Origin of the sequence: Streptomyces yangpuensis (assembly GCF_001005295.1) — a bacterium.
In the GTDB taxonomy this organism is placed as follows: Bacteria; Actinomycetota; Actinomycetes; order Streptomycetales; family Streptomycetaceae; genus Streptomyces; species Streptomyces yangpuensis.
On the sequence record NZ_LBMK01000005.1, the window covers coordinates 481,501 to 499,487 of the forward strand.

Below are 17,987 nucleotides of genomic sequence, written 5' to 3' on the forward strand. Positions count from 1 at the left end.
CCCGTAACAGACCTTCGGACACGACCGGGACCAGGACCGCGGCAGCTCCTGATCAGGCGCCGAACGCCTTGGACGCGCCCTTCACCGGCTTGGCACCCGCCAGCAGGTGCGCCGGGACCAGGTCCCGGGCCGGCTCGCTGTAGCCCACGGAGACCAGCCGGTCGCCCTGGAACGTGAAGGACGTCAGGGACGCGAGCGTGCACTGGCGGCGGCGCGGGTCGTGCCACAGCCGGCGCTTCTCGGCGAAGCTGCGCACGATCCAGATCGGCAGCTGGTGGCTGACCGCCACCGCCTCGCGGCCGCGGGCCGCGTCGCGTGCGGCCTCCAGCGCGCTCATCATCCGGACCACCTGCTCGACGTACGGCTCGCCCCAGGAGGGCTTGAACGGGTTCGTCAGGTGCTTCCAGTTGCCGGGCTTGCGCAGCGCGCCGTCGCCGACGCCGAAGGTCTTGCCCTCGAAGACGTTCTCCGCCTCCAGCAGCCGCGCGTCCGTCGCCAGGTCCAGGCCGTGGGCCTTGGCGATCGGCTCGGCCGTCTCCTGCGCCCGCTCCAGCGGGGAGGCCACCACGTAGGCGATGTCCCGGCTCTTGAGGTGCTCGGCGACCCGGTCCGCCATCCGGCGGCCCAGCTCCGAGAGGTGGTAGCCCTCGCGGCGCCCGTACAGGACCCCGTCCGGGTTGTGCACCTCGCCGTGGCGCACCAGGTGCACGACGGTGAGGTCGGACGTCACGTCGCGGCCGTCGTCGCTCATGCCGTGGCCTCCGCGGCGGCCCGGGCGGCGGCCGGCAGTGCCGCCGCGACGCGCTCGATCGCCTTCTCGTCGTGGGCGGTGGAGACGAACCAGGACTCGAAGGCGGACGGCGGCAGGTAGACGCCCTGCGCCAGCATCGAGTGGAAGAACGCGTTGAAACGGAAGCTCTCCTGCTTCTTCGCGTCGTCGTAGTTGCGGACGGCGTCCTCGGTGAAGAAGACGGAGAACATGTTGGACGCCGTCTGCAGGCGGTGCGCCACGCCCTCCTTCGCGAGCGCCCCGGTGACCAGGCCCTGGATCTGCGCCGAGACCGCGTCGACCTTCTCGTACGCCGCCGCGTCGAGCAGCCGCAGCTGCGCGAGGCCGGCGGCGGTGGCGATGGGGTTACCGGAGAGCGTGCCGGCCTGGTAGACGGGACCCGCGGGGGCGAGGTGGCCCATGACGTCGGCGCGGCCGCCGAACGCCGCGGCGGGGAAACCGCCGCCCATGACCTTGCCGAAGGTCATCAGGTCGGGCTTGACCCCGTCGACGCCGTACCAGCCGGCGCGCGAGGTGCGGAAGCCCGTCATGACCTCGTCGGAGATGTAGAGCGCGCCGTTCTCGCGGCACAGGTTTGCGAGCCCCTGGTTGAAGCCCTCGGCCGGGGTGACCACGCCCATGTTGCCGGGCGCCGCCTCGGTGATCACACAGGCGATCTCACCGGGGTGTGCGGCGAAGGCGGACCGGACCGCTTCGAGGTCGTTGTAGGGCAGCACGATCGTGTCGCCGGCCTGCGCGCCCGTGACGCCGGGGGTGTCCGGAAGCGCGAAAGTCGCCAGACCGGAACCGGCGGCGGCCAGCAGGGCGTCCACGTGACCGTGGTAGCAGCCGGCGAACTTCACGACCTTGGCGCGACCGGTGAAGCCGCGTGCCAGCCGGATCGCCGACATGGTCGCCTCCGTCCCGGAGGACACCAGGCGCACCTGCTCGACGGGCTCGATGCGCGCGACGATCTCCTCCGCGAGCGCCACCTCGCCCTCACCGGGCGTACCGAAGGAGGTACCGCGGGCGACGGCCGCCTGGACGGCCTCGATCACCTGGGGGTGGGAGTGGCCGAGGATCATCGGCCCCCACGAGCAGACGAGGTCCACGTACTCGCGGCCGTCGGCATCGGTGAGGTACGGACCGGTGCCGGACACCATGAACCGGGGCGTACCGCCCACGGCGCGGAAGGCGCGCACGGGAGAGTTCACGCCGCCGGGGGTCACGAGGGAGGCGCGCTCGAAGAGCGTCTGCGAAACTGGGGCTTCATACGGGTACGGGTAGCTCACACCAGCCATGGTCTCAGAGGCTGCGACAGACTTGCGGGCGGGCGTTTCACCGCGTCGCCGCGGGGGAGGTCACTGCCATGATGATCAGGCTGCGTGGCGGAGGTCGCGGGGCCGGGACGAGCAAGACCAGTCGGGTGGAGATATGCAACGCGGTGGTGGACCGGGCGAGGGTACGGACGGCCTCGATCCGCAGCGCGCCCGCGAAGCCCGCGAGGCCCGCCGCCGGGGAAAGCACCGCCGGCGCGCGACCGAGGCGGCCGACGCCGCGCCGGAGCCCGTGGCGGAGCCGGAGGACGTGCCCCGGGGCCGCGGCATGGGCGTGACGTACAAGTACTTCGGCGCCCCGGACGGGGCGACGGCGGCGCGGGTGCCGGTGACGATGCGGCCGGAGGAGCTCGGCGGAGACGAGCTCGGCATGGGCGGCCTGTTCACCAAGATCAAGCCGGAGACGGTGGCCGCGATGGTCCTGACAGGCATCGAGGGCATACCCCTGCACAAGGTGCCGCCGCTGGAGCTGGTCGTGCTCCACCCCGACTACGCGGTGGTGAAGCTCCCGATGACCGCGGTCGACCCGCTCCGCGGGATCGGCGAGGAGTCCGTGGGCGCCGCCGCCTTCATCTGGTCCACGGTCCCGGACCGCGGCGGCCCGAGCGACGCCTTCAACGTCTACCAGCTGCTCCACGAGTGGCAGGACTTCAGCCACCGCCTCCACGAGGCCGGCCACCAGCCGTACTGCCTCGTCTGGCCCTGAGCCGGTCCTCACCGCAGGATTTCAGCCACCGACTGCACGGCGACGGCTACCACCCGTAACCCCCGGCGACCCCACCGCCCCTGCGCCCGGGCGGTGCGCCCTCGCGCGCGACCGCGAGGAACTTCGGAGCAACAGCGAATTACAGCCATATTTTTCACCTGCCTTGCTACCGCCCAGTAGGTCGGCAAACAGCCGTGGAACGGCGTTACCGCGCCGGAAGGCGCGATTGCCGACGACCCGTCACCAGTCCGTCCGGTAAGCACTTTCCGGACGGACCGGCACGGGTCCGCTTTGTTCCTGGGCGAGCCTGACGGACGATGTCCGTGCCGCTCGGGTCACCTGAGGTCGCTCAGCACACCACTCACGTTGAGGACTTCGTGGCACTCCTGCGCCTGACGGCCGGTGGCCGGCGTGCCCGGCTTTGCGCAGGTCACCTGCACGGTCACAGTCTGGCTCTCGGTGATGCTGATGGGGGTGACCCAGTGGTAGTCCTGGTTTCGGAACGTCTCCAGCGCGATCGTCGTGATCTTGCGGTCGCCGAAGTTGATCGTCACCACGCCCTCGTCGCCCTGGAAGTTGGCGACGACGAGGTCCGTGATCCCGAAGACCTTGCCCGCGGGCACCGTGTACGAGCCGGTCTTGCTCTGACCGCCGCCGGTCTGCAGGTCGATGGTGGCCGAGCTCTGCAGCCCGCCCCCACCGCCGCCACCGCCGGTTCCGGCACCGCCGCCGCCGCCCGCGCCGGGCTGGTTGCCCTTGGCCGCCCCCGGGCCCGCACCCGCGCCGCCCGGCTGCTTGCCGCCACCGGCCACCGGGGTCTGCCCCGCCGCGTCCGCGGCCGGAGCCGGATTCCTGGCGGCCTCGGCGGCGGCCTCCTTGGCCGTGGAGCGCACGGCCGGGCGTACCAGCATGAACCAGGCGAGCAGCAGCGCGAGCAGCGCGGCCAGTACCGCGAGCAGCCACGTCGGGAAGATCGGGATCTGGACGAACTCCACCTCCAGCGGCGCCCGTACGGCCTCCTGCTCGGGACGCGCCGCGGCGGCGTCACCGTCCTCGCCGTCCCCCGTCTCGGCCACCTCCACGGTGAACGGCCAGGTCACGGGGGATCCGAACCACACCGGGCTACCGGTACGGACCTTCAGCACCACCTCGGCGGACTCGCCCGGCTCCAGCTTCAACGCGGCCGGTGCGAAGTCGAACTTCAGCTCCTCGCCGGGCTGCGCGGGCGTGAAGCCCACCTTCACCGGGGCGTTCCCCTCGTTGCGCACGGCGAGGCGGTATCGCCCTCGCAGCCATCCGCGGCGGCGTTTGGGAGCGCTCTCTGCGCGCAGTTCCCGGAACTGCGCGACATGCACCGTGGTCTCGGGGACCCGTACCGCATCGGGCTGCTCGGTGGGCAGCACCCGCACGGCGAGCGGCACGTCCCCGGCCCGCACCTGGGACGAACGGGGCGGCGCCAGACGGATCGTCACCGTCTCCGAGGTGCCCGGATACAGCGATACGCGCTCGGGTTCCACCGTGGTCCAGGCAGCGCAGTCGCCGACGACCTCCAGGCGGTACGCCTCGACGATGTCGCTGTCGTTGCGGACGGTCAGGCTCGTGGTGGCGATACCGCCCGGCATCACCGACACCGGCTCGATGTCGAGGACGGGCGCGCCAGGGCTGGGAGATGCAGCTGGGGATGTCACGCCACGACGTTACGGCGGCGCCCCGGCCGCCACCACGGACGCGAGGGCAACGCCCCGGGCAGTCCGGATGCCCCCACAGACTTTCTCAACTCCTCATGTACGGCCATCGGTTGGACCTCAGCGTCGAGATCCGACCCGGCCGGCCTTCCGTCACCCCACATACGCATCACGGAACAGGTACGACACATGCGCTGCGCTGACAACACCAGCCCCAACTTCACCTCAGGCACCGGCACCGGGATATCCCAGCCCCCCAACCCGGCTCCTCCCCGCAGAACCGGCCGACGGGTGAGCGTCGCCGTGTACGCATCGGATCCGATCCTGCGCGTCGGGGTCGTGCACCAGCTGCGCCAACGCCCCGAGATCGAGCTCGTCCCGGACACGGAGGCCGACCGCGCACAGGTGTCGCTCGTGACCGTGGACAGCGTGGACGACGAGACGGCCGCACTGCTGTACCGGCTGCGGCACAACCCCGACACCCGCACCGGACTCGTGGTCGGCACCTTCGAGTCGGGGGACGCGCTGCAGCGTGCCATCGAATGCGGGGTCAGCGCGGTCCTGCGGCGGGCCGAGGCCGACCAGGACCGGCTCCTGCGGCTGGTCCTGGCGATAGCCAACGGCGAGGGCGTGCTGCCCGGCGACCTGCTCGCGAAACTCCTCGACCACATGGGCAGCCTGCAGCGCTCCGCGCTCGACCCGCGCTCGGTGTCCCTGTCCACCCTGACCTCGCGCGAGGCGGACATGCTGCGCCTGGTGTCGGAGGGCCTGGACACCGCGGAGATCGCGCGCAAGACCTCCTACTCCGAACGGACCGTCAAGAACGTGCTCCACGAGGTGATCACGCGTCTCCAGCTGCGCAACCGGACGCACGCGGTCGGCTACGCCCTGCGCAACGGGCTGATCTGACCGCGTACGGGGCGGTGGCGGACGGTCCGGCCGCCCGCCACTGCCCGAAAGCGCAAGCGGCGCTTCCCCCGGGTCCGGCCCCGCGGCCCTCCCGGCCCGCGCGGCCGGCCCGCAGGGTGGCGGGGTGACAGGCAGGATGCTGGACCGGACTGTGAGGTGGGCCGTGAGGGGCACGGATAGGTCCGGCCGTCGGCGACACCGCTGGGGAAGGGCCGGCGCGTCGATGCTGCTGCTGGCGCCCTTGCTCGCGGTGACGGCGGCCGCCGGACCGGGCGACGCCGGGGCGCAGCCCCTCGCGGCCGACGCCGGGAACAGCCGAGTCGCGTACGCCGGTACGCGCCACCGCAGCCTGGGGCGGGTGGCGGGCGACAAGACCGACACCAGCACCCCGCTGTTCGGTGACGGGCCGGTCCACCTGGACGTCCAGCCCTCCGCGCTCGGCGACCAGCTCGTCTTCGCGAGCCGCCGCGACGAGCGGACCCCGCAGGTCTACCTGCGGTCCGCGGACGGCTCGGTCCGCCGGCTGACCAGCGGCCTGGACGTGGGCAACCCCCGGCTGACCCCCGACGGGCGGTCGGTCGTCTTCGACTCGGCCCAGCGCGCCGCGGCCGGCGGCGTCCAGCGTGACCTGTGGCTCGTACGCACCGACGGCACGGGCCTGACCCGGCTGACCGACACCCCGGCGAACGAGGAACACCCCACCGTCTCCCCGGAGGGCGGACGCCTGGCGTACTCCTCCGACGCCGACCGGGCCGCCGGAGCGCAGGTCTACGTACGCCCCCTGCGCGGCGGGGCCGCCACCCGGCTCACCGACCCGGCGAACGGCCGGGCCACCGAACCGGTGTGGAATCCGGTCGACGACGCGACGAACCGCGACGTGATCGCCTACACCGCCACCGGGGCCTCCGGGCCCCGCCTGCGGTGGACGAACGGGCGCGCCGACGGGCAGCTGCTGGCCGGCGCCCAGGCGGGCTGGCGGACCCGGGGGGCAGCGTGGCTGCCCGACGGGAACGGCCTGCTCTTCCTCAGCCCGGACCGCACCTGTGACTGCAAGGGTGACTGGGACCACGTCTTCCAGGTGCCCGCGCATTCTGCGGACACCCCGAAGCTCGTGTACAGCGAGGACCGCGAGATCGGCTCGCCCACCTGGCTCGGCCCCCTCAAGGGCGGCGGCGCCGTCGTCGAGCGGATCTCGGCGGCCGGCCGGAACGCCGTGACCCTTCAGGACGCCCGGACGGACGGCTCCGACCCGCGCGACCTGGGCCTGACCATCCTCGACGAGGACCCGGCGGCCGACACCAACACCGACCCGGCCAAGGACCCGCTGTTCCGGCCGGGCCCCGGCTTCGACCCGTGGACGGAACGGCAGAGCTACACGCCCGACGGGCGCAGGATCGTGGTGACCCGCTTCGAGGGCAAGGCGGACGCCCGGATCCAGCGGATCTGGATGGCGGACGCCGACGGCACCGACGCCGCGGCCCTGCCGCTGGCCGGCCGCGGCCCCAGGGACTGGGACACCGACCCGACGTTCTCCCCCGACGGCAGGTACCTCGCCTTCACCCGTACGTCACCCGGCGGCGTCGGCGAGGCCGCGGGCCCCAGCCGCATCCTGATCGCGGACGCCGCCACCGGCGCGATCCGCAGCGAGATCACCCCGCCCGCGGGCGGGCCCAGGGGCGGCGACGCCCAGCCCACCTGGTCCTCCGACGGCACCATGCTCGCCTTCACCCGCAACCTGGTGATCAACGGCCACGGCGGCAACAAGCACATCTGGACCGTGCCCGTGGACCGGCTCGACCAGCAGCGCGACCTGAGCGCCACCGTCTGCTTCGGCGCCTGCGAAGTCATCGACGACAGCCCGGCGTTCTCACCGGACGGCGCCACGATCGCCTTCAACCGCAAGAACGGCGGCGGCCGCGTCGACGAGCGCACCGGCATCCTCCTCGCCTCCGCCACGGGCGGCACCTGCCGGGTCCTGCTGCCCGACGCCGCCCGCGACAAGCCGGGCGCCTGCGGCCGCGAACTGCCCGAGACCACCGGCAACGGCCCCTACCAGCCCCGTGACGCCGCCTGGACCGCCGACGGCAAGTCCCTCGTGCTCACCGGCCGCGGCTCCCGGGCCGTGGGCAGCCCGGAGAAGCTGAAGCTGGTGGACGTCGCGACCGGCTCCCACAACCTGCTCGTCACCGGCCTGCCGGGCCGTCAGAAGGAGCCCGCCGTCCAGCAGTCGGTGGACCTCGCGGTGCGGGCGCCCGAGCGGACCCCGCCGCTCACCGTCGGCGGCCCGGCCACCGTCCGCGTCGACGTCGTCAACCACGGTCCGGCGGCCTCCCCCGGCACCCGGCTGACCGTCGCGCCGCCGCTCGGCGTGAGCGTCACCGGGCTCACCGCCCCCGGCGCCACCTGCGACGCCGCAGCGCTGACCTGCGCCCTGGGCGTCGTACCGCCCGGCACCACCGTCCCGGTGACCGTCACCCTCACCGGCATCACCCCCGGCGACCAGCCCGTGGAGTGGTCGGTCACCGGCACCGTCCTCGACCCCCGCCCCAGCGACAACGCCGGCCGGACCGTGGTGCCGGTGCGCGAGGCCCCCGTACCGCCGAAGCCGACGCCCACCCCGACGCCGAAGCCGACCCCGCCCACGACCCCGCCCACCACGCCTCCCACCACGCCTCCCACGACGCCTCCCACGGCACCGGCGCCCGCACCGCAGCCGCCCGCGCCCCAGGCCGGCCCCGGCGTGAGCATCACCGCACAGCCGAACCCCGGCTACGTCGGCGGCCGCGTCGTCGTCACCTACACCGTCGCCAACGGCCGCAGCGCCCTCGCCACCGGCCTGCGACTGCGCCTCGGCCTGCCCGAGGGCGTCCCCCACGACGGCCCGCCGCCGGGCTGCGACCGCAACTGGACGTGCGTACTGCCGGACCTGGCACCGGGCGCCCGCAACGTCCTGCGGGTCGTCCTCAGCCCCGACAAGGCGCTCACCGCCGAGATCACCGCGACCCTCACCACGACCGGCACGGACGCCGACCCCGGCGACAACGCCGCCCGCCAGCAGCTGCGCATCCTCCAGCCGCGCATCGTCGCCGTCCCGCCGATCGGCAGGCCCGGCTTCGTCACCTCGGTCCGCGGCGAGGACTTCCCGCCCGGCGCGCCGGTGCGGTTCGCGTGGAAGCCGGGCATCACCGCGGCGGCCGCACCGACCGTGCCCCAGGCCGACGGCACCTTCATCGGCCAGCTGCTGATCCTCGCCAAGGACCAGACCGGCCCGCGCATCATCACCGCGAGCGGCCCCGGATTCTCCCCCGTGCAGACCGACTTCCTCGTGGTCAACGGCACGGTGCAGCCGCCCGACGAGGTGGCCCGCCGGTGATCCACGAGGTCGACGAAGGGCTGCGGCGGCTGCTGGCGGAATCCGGCCTGGAGGCGTCGGGCGTCGAGGTCGTCTTCGACGCGCCGACCCGCGACTGGGCCGCCCGCCGCAGCGCGCCCACCGTCTGCGTGTTCCTGTACGACATCCGGGAGGACCCGACTCGGCGCGGCAGCGGCGGGGGCGAGGTGTACGACGAGGACGGACTCGTCGTCGCGCGCCGCACCCCGCCGCGCTGGTTCGAGCTGACGTACCTGGTCACCGCCTGGGCGAGCAGGCCGCAGGACGAGCACCGGCTGCTGTCCCAGGTGCTGTCCTGCCTCGTCGCCACCGACACGCTGCCGCCGCGCCTGCTCACCGGCACGCTCGCCGACCTCGGCCTGCTCGTGGACGTGGACGCGGGCGGCACCGGCATGGACGCCCCGGCCGCCTCCGACGTGTGGTCGGCGCTGGGCGGCGAACTGAAGCCGTCCCTCGGACTGCGCGTGAAGGCTCCGCTGGCCGGCATCAGCAAGGTGGCGGCCCCGCCCGTCACCCAGGGCCTCGTGGTGAACTCCGTACCGCAGACAGGACCGGACGGCGACGGGAGCCGGCGCCGGCTGCGCTACGTCGAACTGGGCGCACCGGGACCGGAGGGCTTCGGCGGCTCCCGGGAACGGCCCCAGGCCCCCGCCCGCCGCCGACGAGGAGAACGGCAGCCGTGACGCACACCCTTCGGCCTCCGGCCCGGGAGCAGGCCCCGGCCGTGGCCCAGGAACAGGCTGCGGCTCCCGCCCGGGAACAGGCTCCGGCCCAGGAACGGGTCACGGGCCGGGATCCGGGTCGCGGGGACGGGGTCCCGTACCTGTGGGCGCGGCTCCGGCTCGTCGAGGACCGGGTCCGGCACGCCGTGGCGCTGCGGCGCTCCGTCGATCCCGACCCGGACGACCCCTACCGCGGCCAGTACCTCACGCCCGAGGCGGTCGCCCGGATCCTGGACGGGGGCGAGGAGCACGGCCCCGGCCTGCCCGCCCTCGCACCGGCCGGGCCGCCGCCGCCCGGCTCGCCGCTCGACGTCCTCGCCGCGCGCTTCGGGCTGGAGCCCGTCGACCTGGACCTGCTCCTGGTCGCCCTGGCCCCGGACCTCGATGCCCGGTTCGAACGGCTCTACGGCTACCTCAACGACGACCTGACCCGCCGCCGGCCGACCGTGGGGCTCGCCCTCGCACTGTGCGGCCGCGACCACGCCGCCGCCGCTCGCTTCCGGCTCTCCCCCGGCGCCCCGCTCGTCGCGGGCGGCCTGCTGGAGGTCACCGATCCCGAACGGCCGCCTCTGTCCCGGACGCTGACCGTCCCGGACCGGGTCACCGCCCACCTGCTCGGCGACGCCTCGCCCGATCCGGACCTGGCCGAGGTGCTCGGCGAGGCCGCCGACGATCCGGCCGTCGACCCCGGCGAACTGCACCTGGCCGCCGCCGCGGGCGCGAGCGGCACCGGTCACGTCCATCTGCGCACCCGCGGTGGTGACCCCGAAGGGCTGGCCGCCGCCGCACTGCAAGCCCGCGGGCTGGGCCTGCTGGTCCTGGACCCGGTGGCGCTGACCCACCGGACCCGCGCCCTGCCGGCGCTGGCCCGCGCCGCCGCCCGCGAGGCCAGGCTGCTGGGCGCCGGCGTACTGCTCGGGCCGCTGGAGGCGCTGCCCGACAAGCCCGACGAGCGGGCGCACGTCCTGCGCACGCTGTGCACGGTGCTGCGCGGCATCCCGCTGTTCACGCACGGCACGAGCGGCTGGGAGCCCGCCTGGGCGGCCGCCACCCCTGTCTCCCTGACCGTCACGGCTCCCACCCCCGAGCGGCAGGCCGTGCGCTGGCGGCACGCGCTGGAACGGGCCGCCGCGGAGCACGGCCGTACGGACGATGCCCGCGACCGGGGGGCGGCGGCCGGGGCGGGCGGTGAAGCGGCCGGGGCGGAGGCCCTCGCCCGGTCCGTGTCCGCGCACCGCCTCGACGCCGGGCAGCTGCGGCGCGCCGCCGACACCGCGTCGCGCACCGCCGCCCTCGACGGCCGGCCCGTCTCCCCCGACGACCTGCGCAGCGCCGTACGGGCCCAGAACGGCGCGGGCCTGGCCCGCCTCGCCCGCCGGGTGGAACCGGCGGTGGGCTGGGACGACCTCGTACTGCCCGCCCCCACGCACCGCCGGCTGCGCGACCTCGCGGTGCGCGCTCGCCACCGCGACCAGGTGCTCGGGCAGTGGGGCATGCGGCCCGGCGGCGGCCGCGGCCGCGGGGTGATCGCCCTGTTCGCGGGCTCATCCGGCACGGGCAAGACCATGTCCGCCGAGGTGGTGGCCGCCGACCTGGGCATGGACCTGTACGTGGTGGACCTGTCCACGGTCGTCGACAAGTACGTCGGGGAGACCGAGAAGAACCTGGAACGGATCTTCACCGAGGCCTCGGCCGTCAACGCGGTACTCCTCTTCGACGAGGCCGACGCGATCTTCGGCAAGCGCTCGGACGTGAAGGACTCTCACGACAAGCACGCCAACATGGAGTCGGCGTACCTGCTCCAGCGGATGGAGTCCTTCGACGGCATCGCCATCCTGACCACCAACCTGCGGGCCAACCTCGACGAGGCGTTCACCCGCCGGCTCGACGTGATCGCGGACTTCCCCGTCCCCGACGCCGTCCAGCGCCGCGCCCTGTGGGAACGGTGCCTGGGCGACCGGCTGCCGCGGGCCGACGACGTCGATCTCGGGTTCTGCGCCGACCGGTTCGAACTGGCCGGGGGCTCCATCCGGGCCTGCGCGGTGACGGCCGCCTACTTCGCGGCGGCCTCCGGCGAGCCACTGACGATGCGCCAGGTGATGACCGCCGTCGCCCAGGAGTACCGCAAGCTCGGACGCCTGGTCCTGGAGGGCGAGTTCGGACCGTATCTGGGCCAGGTGGCGGACGTGTGACCGGCAGGCGGTCCGGCCCGGCTGCCTGGACGGCTCGGCGGGGGCGACCGCGAGGGCAGTGCATCTGCCCCTGACCGGGCCCGAACGTCCCTGCCGACGCCGGCTGTCGCGCGCGAGGCTGTGACCAGACCTGATTGCAAGCCGTGACGAAGGAGCGAGCATGCCGACGTACCTCACCCCGGGCGTGTACGTGGAGGAGGTGCAGTCCGGTGCTCGCCCGATCGAAGGGGTCGGCACCGCCGTCGCCGCGTTCGTCGGGTTCGCCCAGAGCGGGCCCTTCCACGAACCGACGCTGGTCACCAGCTGGGACCAGTACTCCCAGCACTTCGGCGGCTTCGCCGAGGGCACCTACCTGCCCCACGCGGTCTACGGATACTTCGCCAACGGCGGCGGCGCCGCGTACGTCGTCCGCATCGGCGGGTCCGACCGCGACGCATCCGCACCGGCCGCCGCGGGTGCCGTCCCCCAGGCCCGCGCGGCGCAGCCCGTCGAGCTCGGCGGCTTCCTGATCACGGCCCGGCCGGGCGTCACCGGCGTGTCCGTGGAGATCGCCGACGCCGACGGGGAGAACCCGCCGGAGGACCGCTTCAAGCTCCTGGTCCGCCAGGGCGAGCAGGTCGCCGAGACCTACGAGGCCTCCGCCCGCAAGAACGTCAAGGGCTACCTCGTCACCCAGGCCCGCGCCTCGAAGCTGATCGAGGTCACCGAGCAGCGGTCCGCCGCCCAGACCCGGCCCGCCGGCCAGACCGTGGCCCTGCCCGACGCCCCCGGCGCCGTGGCCGCCGCGGCCGGGAACGGCACCGTGTCCCGGCTCGACCCGGCCGAGTACGTCGGCGACGCGGGCGCCCGCACCGGCTTCGCCGGTCTGGAGACCATCGACGAGATCACCATGGTCGCGGTGCCGGACCTGATGAGCGCCTACCAGCGCGGCGACATCGACTCCGAGGGCGTGCGCACCGTACAGCTCGCGGTGATCTCCCACTGCGAGCAGATGGGCGACCGGGTGGCCGTCCTGGACACCCCGCCCGGGCTGTCCGCACAGCAGGTGCGCAACTGGCGCAACGACGAGGCCGGCTACGACTCCCGCTACGCCACCCTCTACTACCCGTGGGTGAAGGTCTTCGACCCGGCCGCCGGCCGCAACACCACCGTCCCGCCGAGCGGCCACATCGCCGGTGTGTGGGCGCGCAGCGATGCCGAGCGCGGCGTGCACAAGGCCCCCGCCAACGAGGTGATCCGCGGCGCGGTGGACCTGGAGCTGCGCCTGAGCAAGGGCGAGCAGGACCTGCTCAACCCGATCGGCGTGAACTGCGTACGGGCCTTCCCCGGCCGCGGCATCCGGATCTGGGGCGCGCGCACCCTCTCCTCCGACCCGGCCTGGCGCTACCTGAACGTGCGCCGCCTCTTCAACTACCTGGAGGAGTCTATCCTCCTGGGCACCCAGTGGGTGGTGTTCGAGCCGAACGACGACCGGCTCTGGTCCAGTATCCGGCGCAACGTCACCGCCTTCCTGACCGAGGAGTGGCGCCGCGGCGCGCTGTTCGGCCGCACGGCGGCGGAGGCGTTCTACGTCAAGTGCGACCGGGACAACAACCCGCAGGAGTCGATCGACCAGGGTCGCGTGGTCTGCGAGATCGGTGTGTCGCCGGTCAAGCCCGCCGAGTTCGTGGTGTTCCGGCTGGCCCAGTTCTCCGACAGCACCAGCCTCGTCGACGAGTGACCCGCCCGGGCAGCGGCAGCAGCACCGGCACCGGCAGCACCAGCAGCATCAGCAAGGAAAGGTGAAGGACAGTCATGGCAGAGGGCGATGCTCTTTCCACCCATATCTTCGGCGTGCAGCTCGGCGGCTACCTGGTCGAATCGATCCAGGAGATCAGCGGCCTGACCGTCGAGGAAGAGGTCGTCGAGGTCCGCCAGGTCAGCGCGGAGGGCAAGCAGATCATCCGCAAGCAGCCCGGCGCGCGCCAGGCGGGCGAGGTCACGATCACCCGGGGACTCGACAAGAGCAGCGAGTTCACCAAGTGGATCAAGGAGACGCTGAACAACGGCGCCGTCGACACCGCGCGGCAGAACCTCACGATCGAGATCAAGGACTCCACGGGCGCGACCATCCGCCGCATCCAGCTGATGCAGGGCTGGGCCTCCAAGTGGGAGGGCCCCTCCCTCAAGGCCGGCGAGTCCGCCGCGGCCACCGAGTCCGTGACCATCGTGTTCGAGGAGATCATCGTCGAATGAGGCGCCGTACGGTGACCGCGGGCAGCCTGGAGGAGATCCTCCAGGTCACGGCGCCCGCCCAGGCCCCGGAGCAGGCGGCGGCACCCCCGGCCGCCGCCGCTCCGGCCCCCCGCGAGGACCACGGGCTGCGCACGGAGTTCGAGTTCGAGCTGCCGCGCGGGTACGTGGACGAGGCGGGCACGGTGCACCGGCACGGTGCGATGCGCCTGGCCACCGCGCGCGACGAGCTCCGCCCGCAGATCGACCTGCGGGTCAAGGAGAACCCGGCGTACCTGAGCGTGGTGCTGCTGAGCCAGGTGATCACCCGGCTCGGCACCATCACCGACGTGCACGCCGGGGTCGTCGAGCGGATGTACGCGACCGATGTCGCGTTCCTCCAGGACTTCTACCGGCGCGTCAACAGCGAGGGCCACACCCGCGCGGCGGTCACCTGCCCGCACTGCGACGGCGGCTTCGAGGTCGACCTCTCCGGTGGGCGCCTGGGGGAATCGTGACGTACGCGCTCCCCCGGCTCCGGGAGGAGATCGCGTACATCGCCTACCACTTCCACTGGCGGCGCGACGAGATCCTCGACCTGACCCACGGCGAGCGCCAGGACTGGGTCACCGAGATAGCTCGTATCAACACCCGTGTGAACGAAGGCGGTTGAGCAGATGGCATGGCGGGACAGGCTGCGCCGGCGCACCGCCGTGCCGGACACCGCTGCCGGGGCCCGGGGCGGCGCGGGCGCGCGAGGCACCGGGCCTGGCGTGACCGCCGTACCCGGTGGGCCTGGCGTGCCCGGCGGGCCCACCGTGCCCGGCGACTGGGACGGCGGCTGGCGCGCGACCACGCCGCCCCCGCTGACCGTCTCGCGGTCGGTCACGGGCGTCAGCGACGGGCTCGCCTTCCGCTCCGGCCTGGCCGCATGGCGCGACCCTTCGTTCGACACCGGGCTCGCCCACGGCCTGCTGCCGTCCGCCCCGGCCGGACTCGTCCGCGGGGTCGCCCGCCCCGCCACGGCCCGCCCCGCCCCCAGCGGCGGCGGCCCGCTGCTGCTGCGGGCACTGCCCACCGGGCCCGAGCCGGCGGGAGCCGCACCCGCCACCCCGCCGCCGGGGCCGACCGTCTCGCGGGCCATGGCCCGCGGGGCCGCGGCAACGCCGGGTGCCGTACGGCCCGGGTCGTCCGCGGACCCCGGCGCCTCTGCGGCCACGGCCGGTACGCGGGGCCTCACGTCCCCGCACCCCGCAGCCGTGCAGCGGGCCGCCGAGCCCGCCCGTACGTTGGCACCCGCGCACTTCCCGGTGGTCCGCCGCATCGCGGTGGTCCCCGGATCGTCCGCCCCGTCCGTACGGGCCGCCTCGGACACCCGGCCCAGCCGTACGGGCGAGAGCGCGCCCGGCACCGTCACGGTCCGGCCGCGCCCCGTCGCACGTGCGCTCACCACCGCCCGGGTCCCGGCGACCCCGCGGCGCCGCGTACCCGCCGTACGACCGGCCACCGCCACACCCACGGCTGCCGGCCCGGACACCCCCGTCCAGCGCATGCGCACCCGGGCCCCGATCACCGAAATCCCGCCCACCACCCTTGGCCCCGCGATGCCGACGGTGCAGCACCAAGCGGTCCCCGAGACCCCGGCCATGCCCACGGTGCAGCGCACGGCCGAACCCGCGGCGAGCAGCCCGGCGGAGCCGACCGCCGGCGCCCCCGTCCGGCGCATGCGCACCCGGGCCCCGCTCGGCGAGCCCCTGACCGAACTCCCGGCCACCGCAACGCCGTCGGCCCCCGCACCGGCCACCCCGGGCTCCGCCATGCCCACCGTGCAACGCCGGCCGGAGTCCGAGACCCCGGCCCAACAGCCCACGGCAAAGACCCACGCCCCGGCCACCCCGAGCCCCGCCAGGCCCGCCGTGCAGCGCCACGCAGAGGCTGCGGCCACCGGCCCAGCGGAGCCGACCGCCGACGCCCCCGCCCAGCCGATGCGCACCCGCGCCCCGCTCGGCGAGCCCCTCACCCAACTCCCGGCCACCGCCACACCGTCGACCCCCGCACAGGCCACCTCGGGCCCGGCCATGCCCACGGTGCAACGTCAGACCGAATCCGCGGCCACCGGCCCGGCGGAGACCCCCGCCCCGGCCACCCCGAGCCCCGCCAGGCCGACGGTGCAACGTCAGGCCGAACCTGCGGCAAGCGGCCCGGCACCGCACGCACCCACCGTGCAGCGCACGGCGAGCGAGACTCCCGCCCAGCCGATGCGCACCCGCGCCCCGCTCGGCGAGCCCGTCACCCACCTCCCGCCCACCGCCACACCGCCACCCCCCGCACGGGCCACCCCGGGCCCCGCCATGCCCACGGTGCAACGCCAGCCGGAGTCCGAGACCCCGGCCCAACAGCCCACGGCGGAGACCCCCGTCCAGCGGACGCACACCCACGCCCCGGCCACCCCGAGCCCCGCCAGGCCCGCCGTGCAGCGCCACGCAGAGGCTGCGGCCACCGGCACGGCGGAGCCGACCGCCGGCGCCCCCGCCCAGCCGATGCGCACCCGCGCCCCGCTCGGCGAGCCCCTCACCCAACTCCCGCCCACCGCCACACCGCCGGCCCCCGCACAGGCCACACCGGGCCCGGCCATGCCCACGGTGCAACGCCAGACCGAACCCGCGGCCACCGGCCCGGCGGCCGAGAAGCCGATGCGCACCCGCGCCCCGCTCGGCGAGCCCCTCACCCACCTCCCGCCCACCGCCACACCGCCGGCCCCCGCACCGGCCACCACCAGCCCCGCCTTGCCCACCATGCAGCGCCAGGCAGAACCCAGCGGCCCGGCGGGCGAGAAGCCGGTGCGCACCCGCGCGCCGCTCGGCGAGCCGCTCGCCGCGCTCCCGGCCACGGCCGTGCCCGCCGTGCCGCGCGTGCGCTCCGGGCTGGGGGCGCCGCTGCCCTCGATGCCGACGGTTGCCGCCGCGCGGCCCTCGACCCCGTCCGTCCACGCCCCCCGGCCACGCACGGGCACAGGCACAGGCACAGGCACGGCGCCCCGCCGTACCGGCGCACCCTCGCGGCCGGTCCCGCTCGTCGCCGCGCGCACCGTCGGCGGGGCGCGCGCGGCCCGTACGACGCCCCCGTCCCTCCAGCTGCTGGCGGCGCGCCCCCTCGCCCTCGGTACCCAGGACGCGGCCGGCATGGGGAGCGCACCCGCCGTCGCACCCCGTCCGGCGAGCCGCCCCGTGGTCCCGGCGCGCTGGGCCGCCCCGTCCACCACAGCACCGCAGCAGCCGGCACCGCAGCAGCCGGCACCGCAGCAGCCCGTACAGCGAGCCTCGGCACCCGCCGCCGCACGTACCCCCGCCCCACGCCCCGCACAGGCCGTACGCCCGACGCCCGCGGCCCGGGCCACCGCCACTCCCCTGCCCGTGACCGGTCCGTACACGCCCCCGCTCGTGGTCCAGCCGGCGCCCGCCACTCCGGTCGCCGGCTCCGTACCCGTCGTACGGCCCAAGGCGCCGGCCCCCGCCGGCGGCCCGCCGGCGACCGTCCCCGCACCGCCGCCTCCGGCCGGCCCGCCGCCCCCGGTGCAGCGCGACACCGGTGGCGGCCGGAGCGGGCCCGGCCCGCTCGGCCCGGCCCGCTCGGCCCGGCCCGGCGGGACCTCGGCGGGCCGGCCGGACGGTGCGCGCGACGCCGCCGCGCACGGCGGCGGCGACCTCGACCTGGACGACCTGGCACGGCGCCTTCTCGACCCGGTCGCGCGCCTGCTGCGCACCGAGCTGCGGCGCGGCCGGGAACGCGCGGGCCGGCCCTTCGACGGCCGCCGCTGAGAACACGGCCGAGAGCACGGCTGAGGACACGTACGAACGAGAAACGGACGACGACGGACCGATGACGGACAACATCTTCGCAACCAGCGTGTTCTTCCGGCTGGCGATCGGCGGCAACGACCTCGGCGCCTTCCACACCTGCTCCGGCATGGGCGCCGAGGTCGAGATGGAGAGCTATGCCGAGGGCGGCAACAACGGCTTCACCTGGCAGCTGCCCGGCCGCGTGACCTGGTCGAACATCACCCTC

Annotated in this window: 14 protein-coding genes; 11 read left to right on the forward strand and 3 right to left on the reverse strand. The window is 74.8% G+C overall.

Annotated elements, in window-relative coordinates:
* Positions 1-52: 52 nt before the first annotated feature.
* Complete coding sequence (locus AAT21_RS26095) at positions 53-751, reverse strand: histidine phosphatase family protein (RefSeq protein WP_046779347.1); 699 nt, start codon at positions 749-751, stop codon at positions 53-55.
* Positions 748-2,070 (reverse strand): glutamate-1-semialdehyde 2,1-aminomutase, encoded by a 1,323-nt coding sequence (hemL, locus tag AAT21_RS26100; RefSeq protein ID WP_046779348.1) that lies wholly within the window; start codon positions 2,068-2,070, stop codon positions 748-750. Before hemL ends, AAT21_RS26095 begins: the two co-directional genes overlap by 4 nt.
* Before the next feature lie 133 nt (positions 2,071-2,203).
* On the opposite strand from hemL, the gene AAT21_RS26105 reads away from it, so the two are divergent.
* The gene (locus AAT21_RS26105; RefSeq protein WP_079025956.1) at positions 2,204-2,812 is read left to right on the forward strand and encodes a hypothetical protein; all 609 of its coding nucleotides are present in this window, start codon (positions 2,204-2,206) and stop codon (positions 2,810-2,812) included.
* 335 nt (positions 2,813-3,147) lie between these two features.
* Here AAT21_RS26105 and AAT21_RS26110 read toward each other — a convergent pair whose 3' ends face one another.
* The gene (locus AAT21_RS26110) at positions 3,148-4,500 is read right to left on the reverse strand and encodes a COG1470 family protein (RefSeq protein WP_412180338.1); all 1,353 of its coding nucleotides are present in this window, start codon (positions 4,498-4,500) and stop codon (positions 3,148-3,150) included.
* 186 nt (positions 4,501-4,686) lie between these two features.
* Between AAT21_RS26110 and AAT21_RS26115 the strand changes: the two genes are divergently transcribed.
* The 10 genes from AAT21_RS26115 to AAT21_RS26155 all read left to right on the forward strand — a co-directional run.
* Entirely contained in the window at positions 4,687-5,406 is a 720-nt protein-coding gene (locus AAT21_RS26115) for a helix-turn-helix transcriptional regulator (RefSeq protein WP_079025958.1), read from the forward strand.
* Between the two features lie 223 nt (positions 5,407-5,629).
* Positions 5,630-8,779 carry a TolB-like translocation protein gene (locus tag AAT21_RS26120; protein WP_046779350.1) on the forward strand — a complete coding sequence of 1,050 codons (3,150 nt, stop codon included), beginning with the start codon at positions 5,630-5,632 and terminating at the stop codon, positions 8,777-8,779.
* Positions 8,776-9,480, forward strand: a complete 705-nt coding sequence (locus AAT21_RS26125) for a DUF4255 domain-containing protein (RefSeq protein WP_046779351.1) — start codon at positions 8,776-8,778, stop codon at positions 9,478-9,480. The genes AAT21_RS26120 and AAT21_RS26125 overlap by 4 nt, the downstream gene beginning before the upstream one ends.
* A gap of 140 nt (positions 9,481-9,620) precedes the next feature.
* Positions 9,621-11,711: an ATP-binding protein gene (locus AAT21_RS26130; RefSeq protein WP_046779463.1), complete on the forward strand. Its 2,091-nt coding sequence runs from the start codon at positions 9,621-9,623 to the stop codon at positions 11,709-11,711.
* 160 nt (positions 11,712-11,871) lie between these two features.
* Positions 11,872-13,431: a phage tail sheath family protein gene (locus AAT21_RS26135; protein WP_046779352.1), complete on the forward strand. Its 1,560-nt coding sequence runs from the start codon at positions 11,872-11,874 to the stop codon at positions 13,429-13,431.
* Between the two features lie 74 nt (positions 13,432-13,505).
* Complete coding sequence (locus AAT21_RS26140; RefSeq protein ID WP_030031999.1) at positions 13,506-13,946, forward strand: phage tail protein; 441 nt, start codon at positions 13,506-13,508, stop codon at positions 13,944-13,946.
* A complete protein-coding gene (locus tag AAT21_RS26145; protein WP_030664145.1) occupies positions 13,943-14,440 on the forward strand; it encodes a zinc-ribbon domain-containing protein in 498 nt (165 codons plus the stop codon). The genes AAT21_RS26140 and AAT21_RS26145 overlap by 4 nt, the downstream gene beginning before the upstream one ends.
* The gene (locus tag AAT21_RS38220; RefSeq protein WP_167344733.1) at positions 14,437-14,595 is read left to right on the forward strand and encodes a DUF6760 family protein; all 159 of its coding nucleotides are present in this window, start codon (positions 14,437-14,439) and stop codon (positions 14,593-14,595) included. Before AAT21_RS26145 ends, AAT21_RS38220 begins: the two co-directional genes overlap by 4 nt.
* Before the next feature lie 100 nt (positions 14,596-14,695).
* On the forward strand, positions 14,696-17,740 hold the full coding sequence (locus AAT21_RS26150; protein ID WP_157879789.1) for a hypothetical protein: 3,045 nt from the start codon (positions 14,696-14,698) through the stop codon (positions 17,738-17,740).
* A 61-nt stretch (positions 17,741-17,801) separates the two neighbouring features.
* Positions 17,802-17,987: phage tail protein (locus AAT21_RS26155; protein WP_046779354.1), on the forward strand; the 186-nt coding region annotated here is incomplete at its 3' end.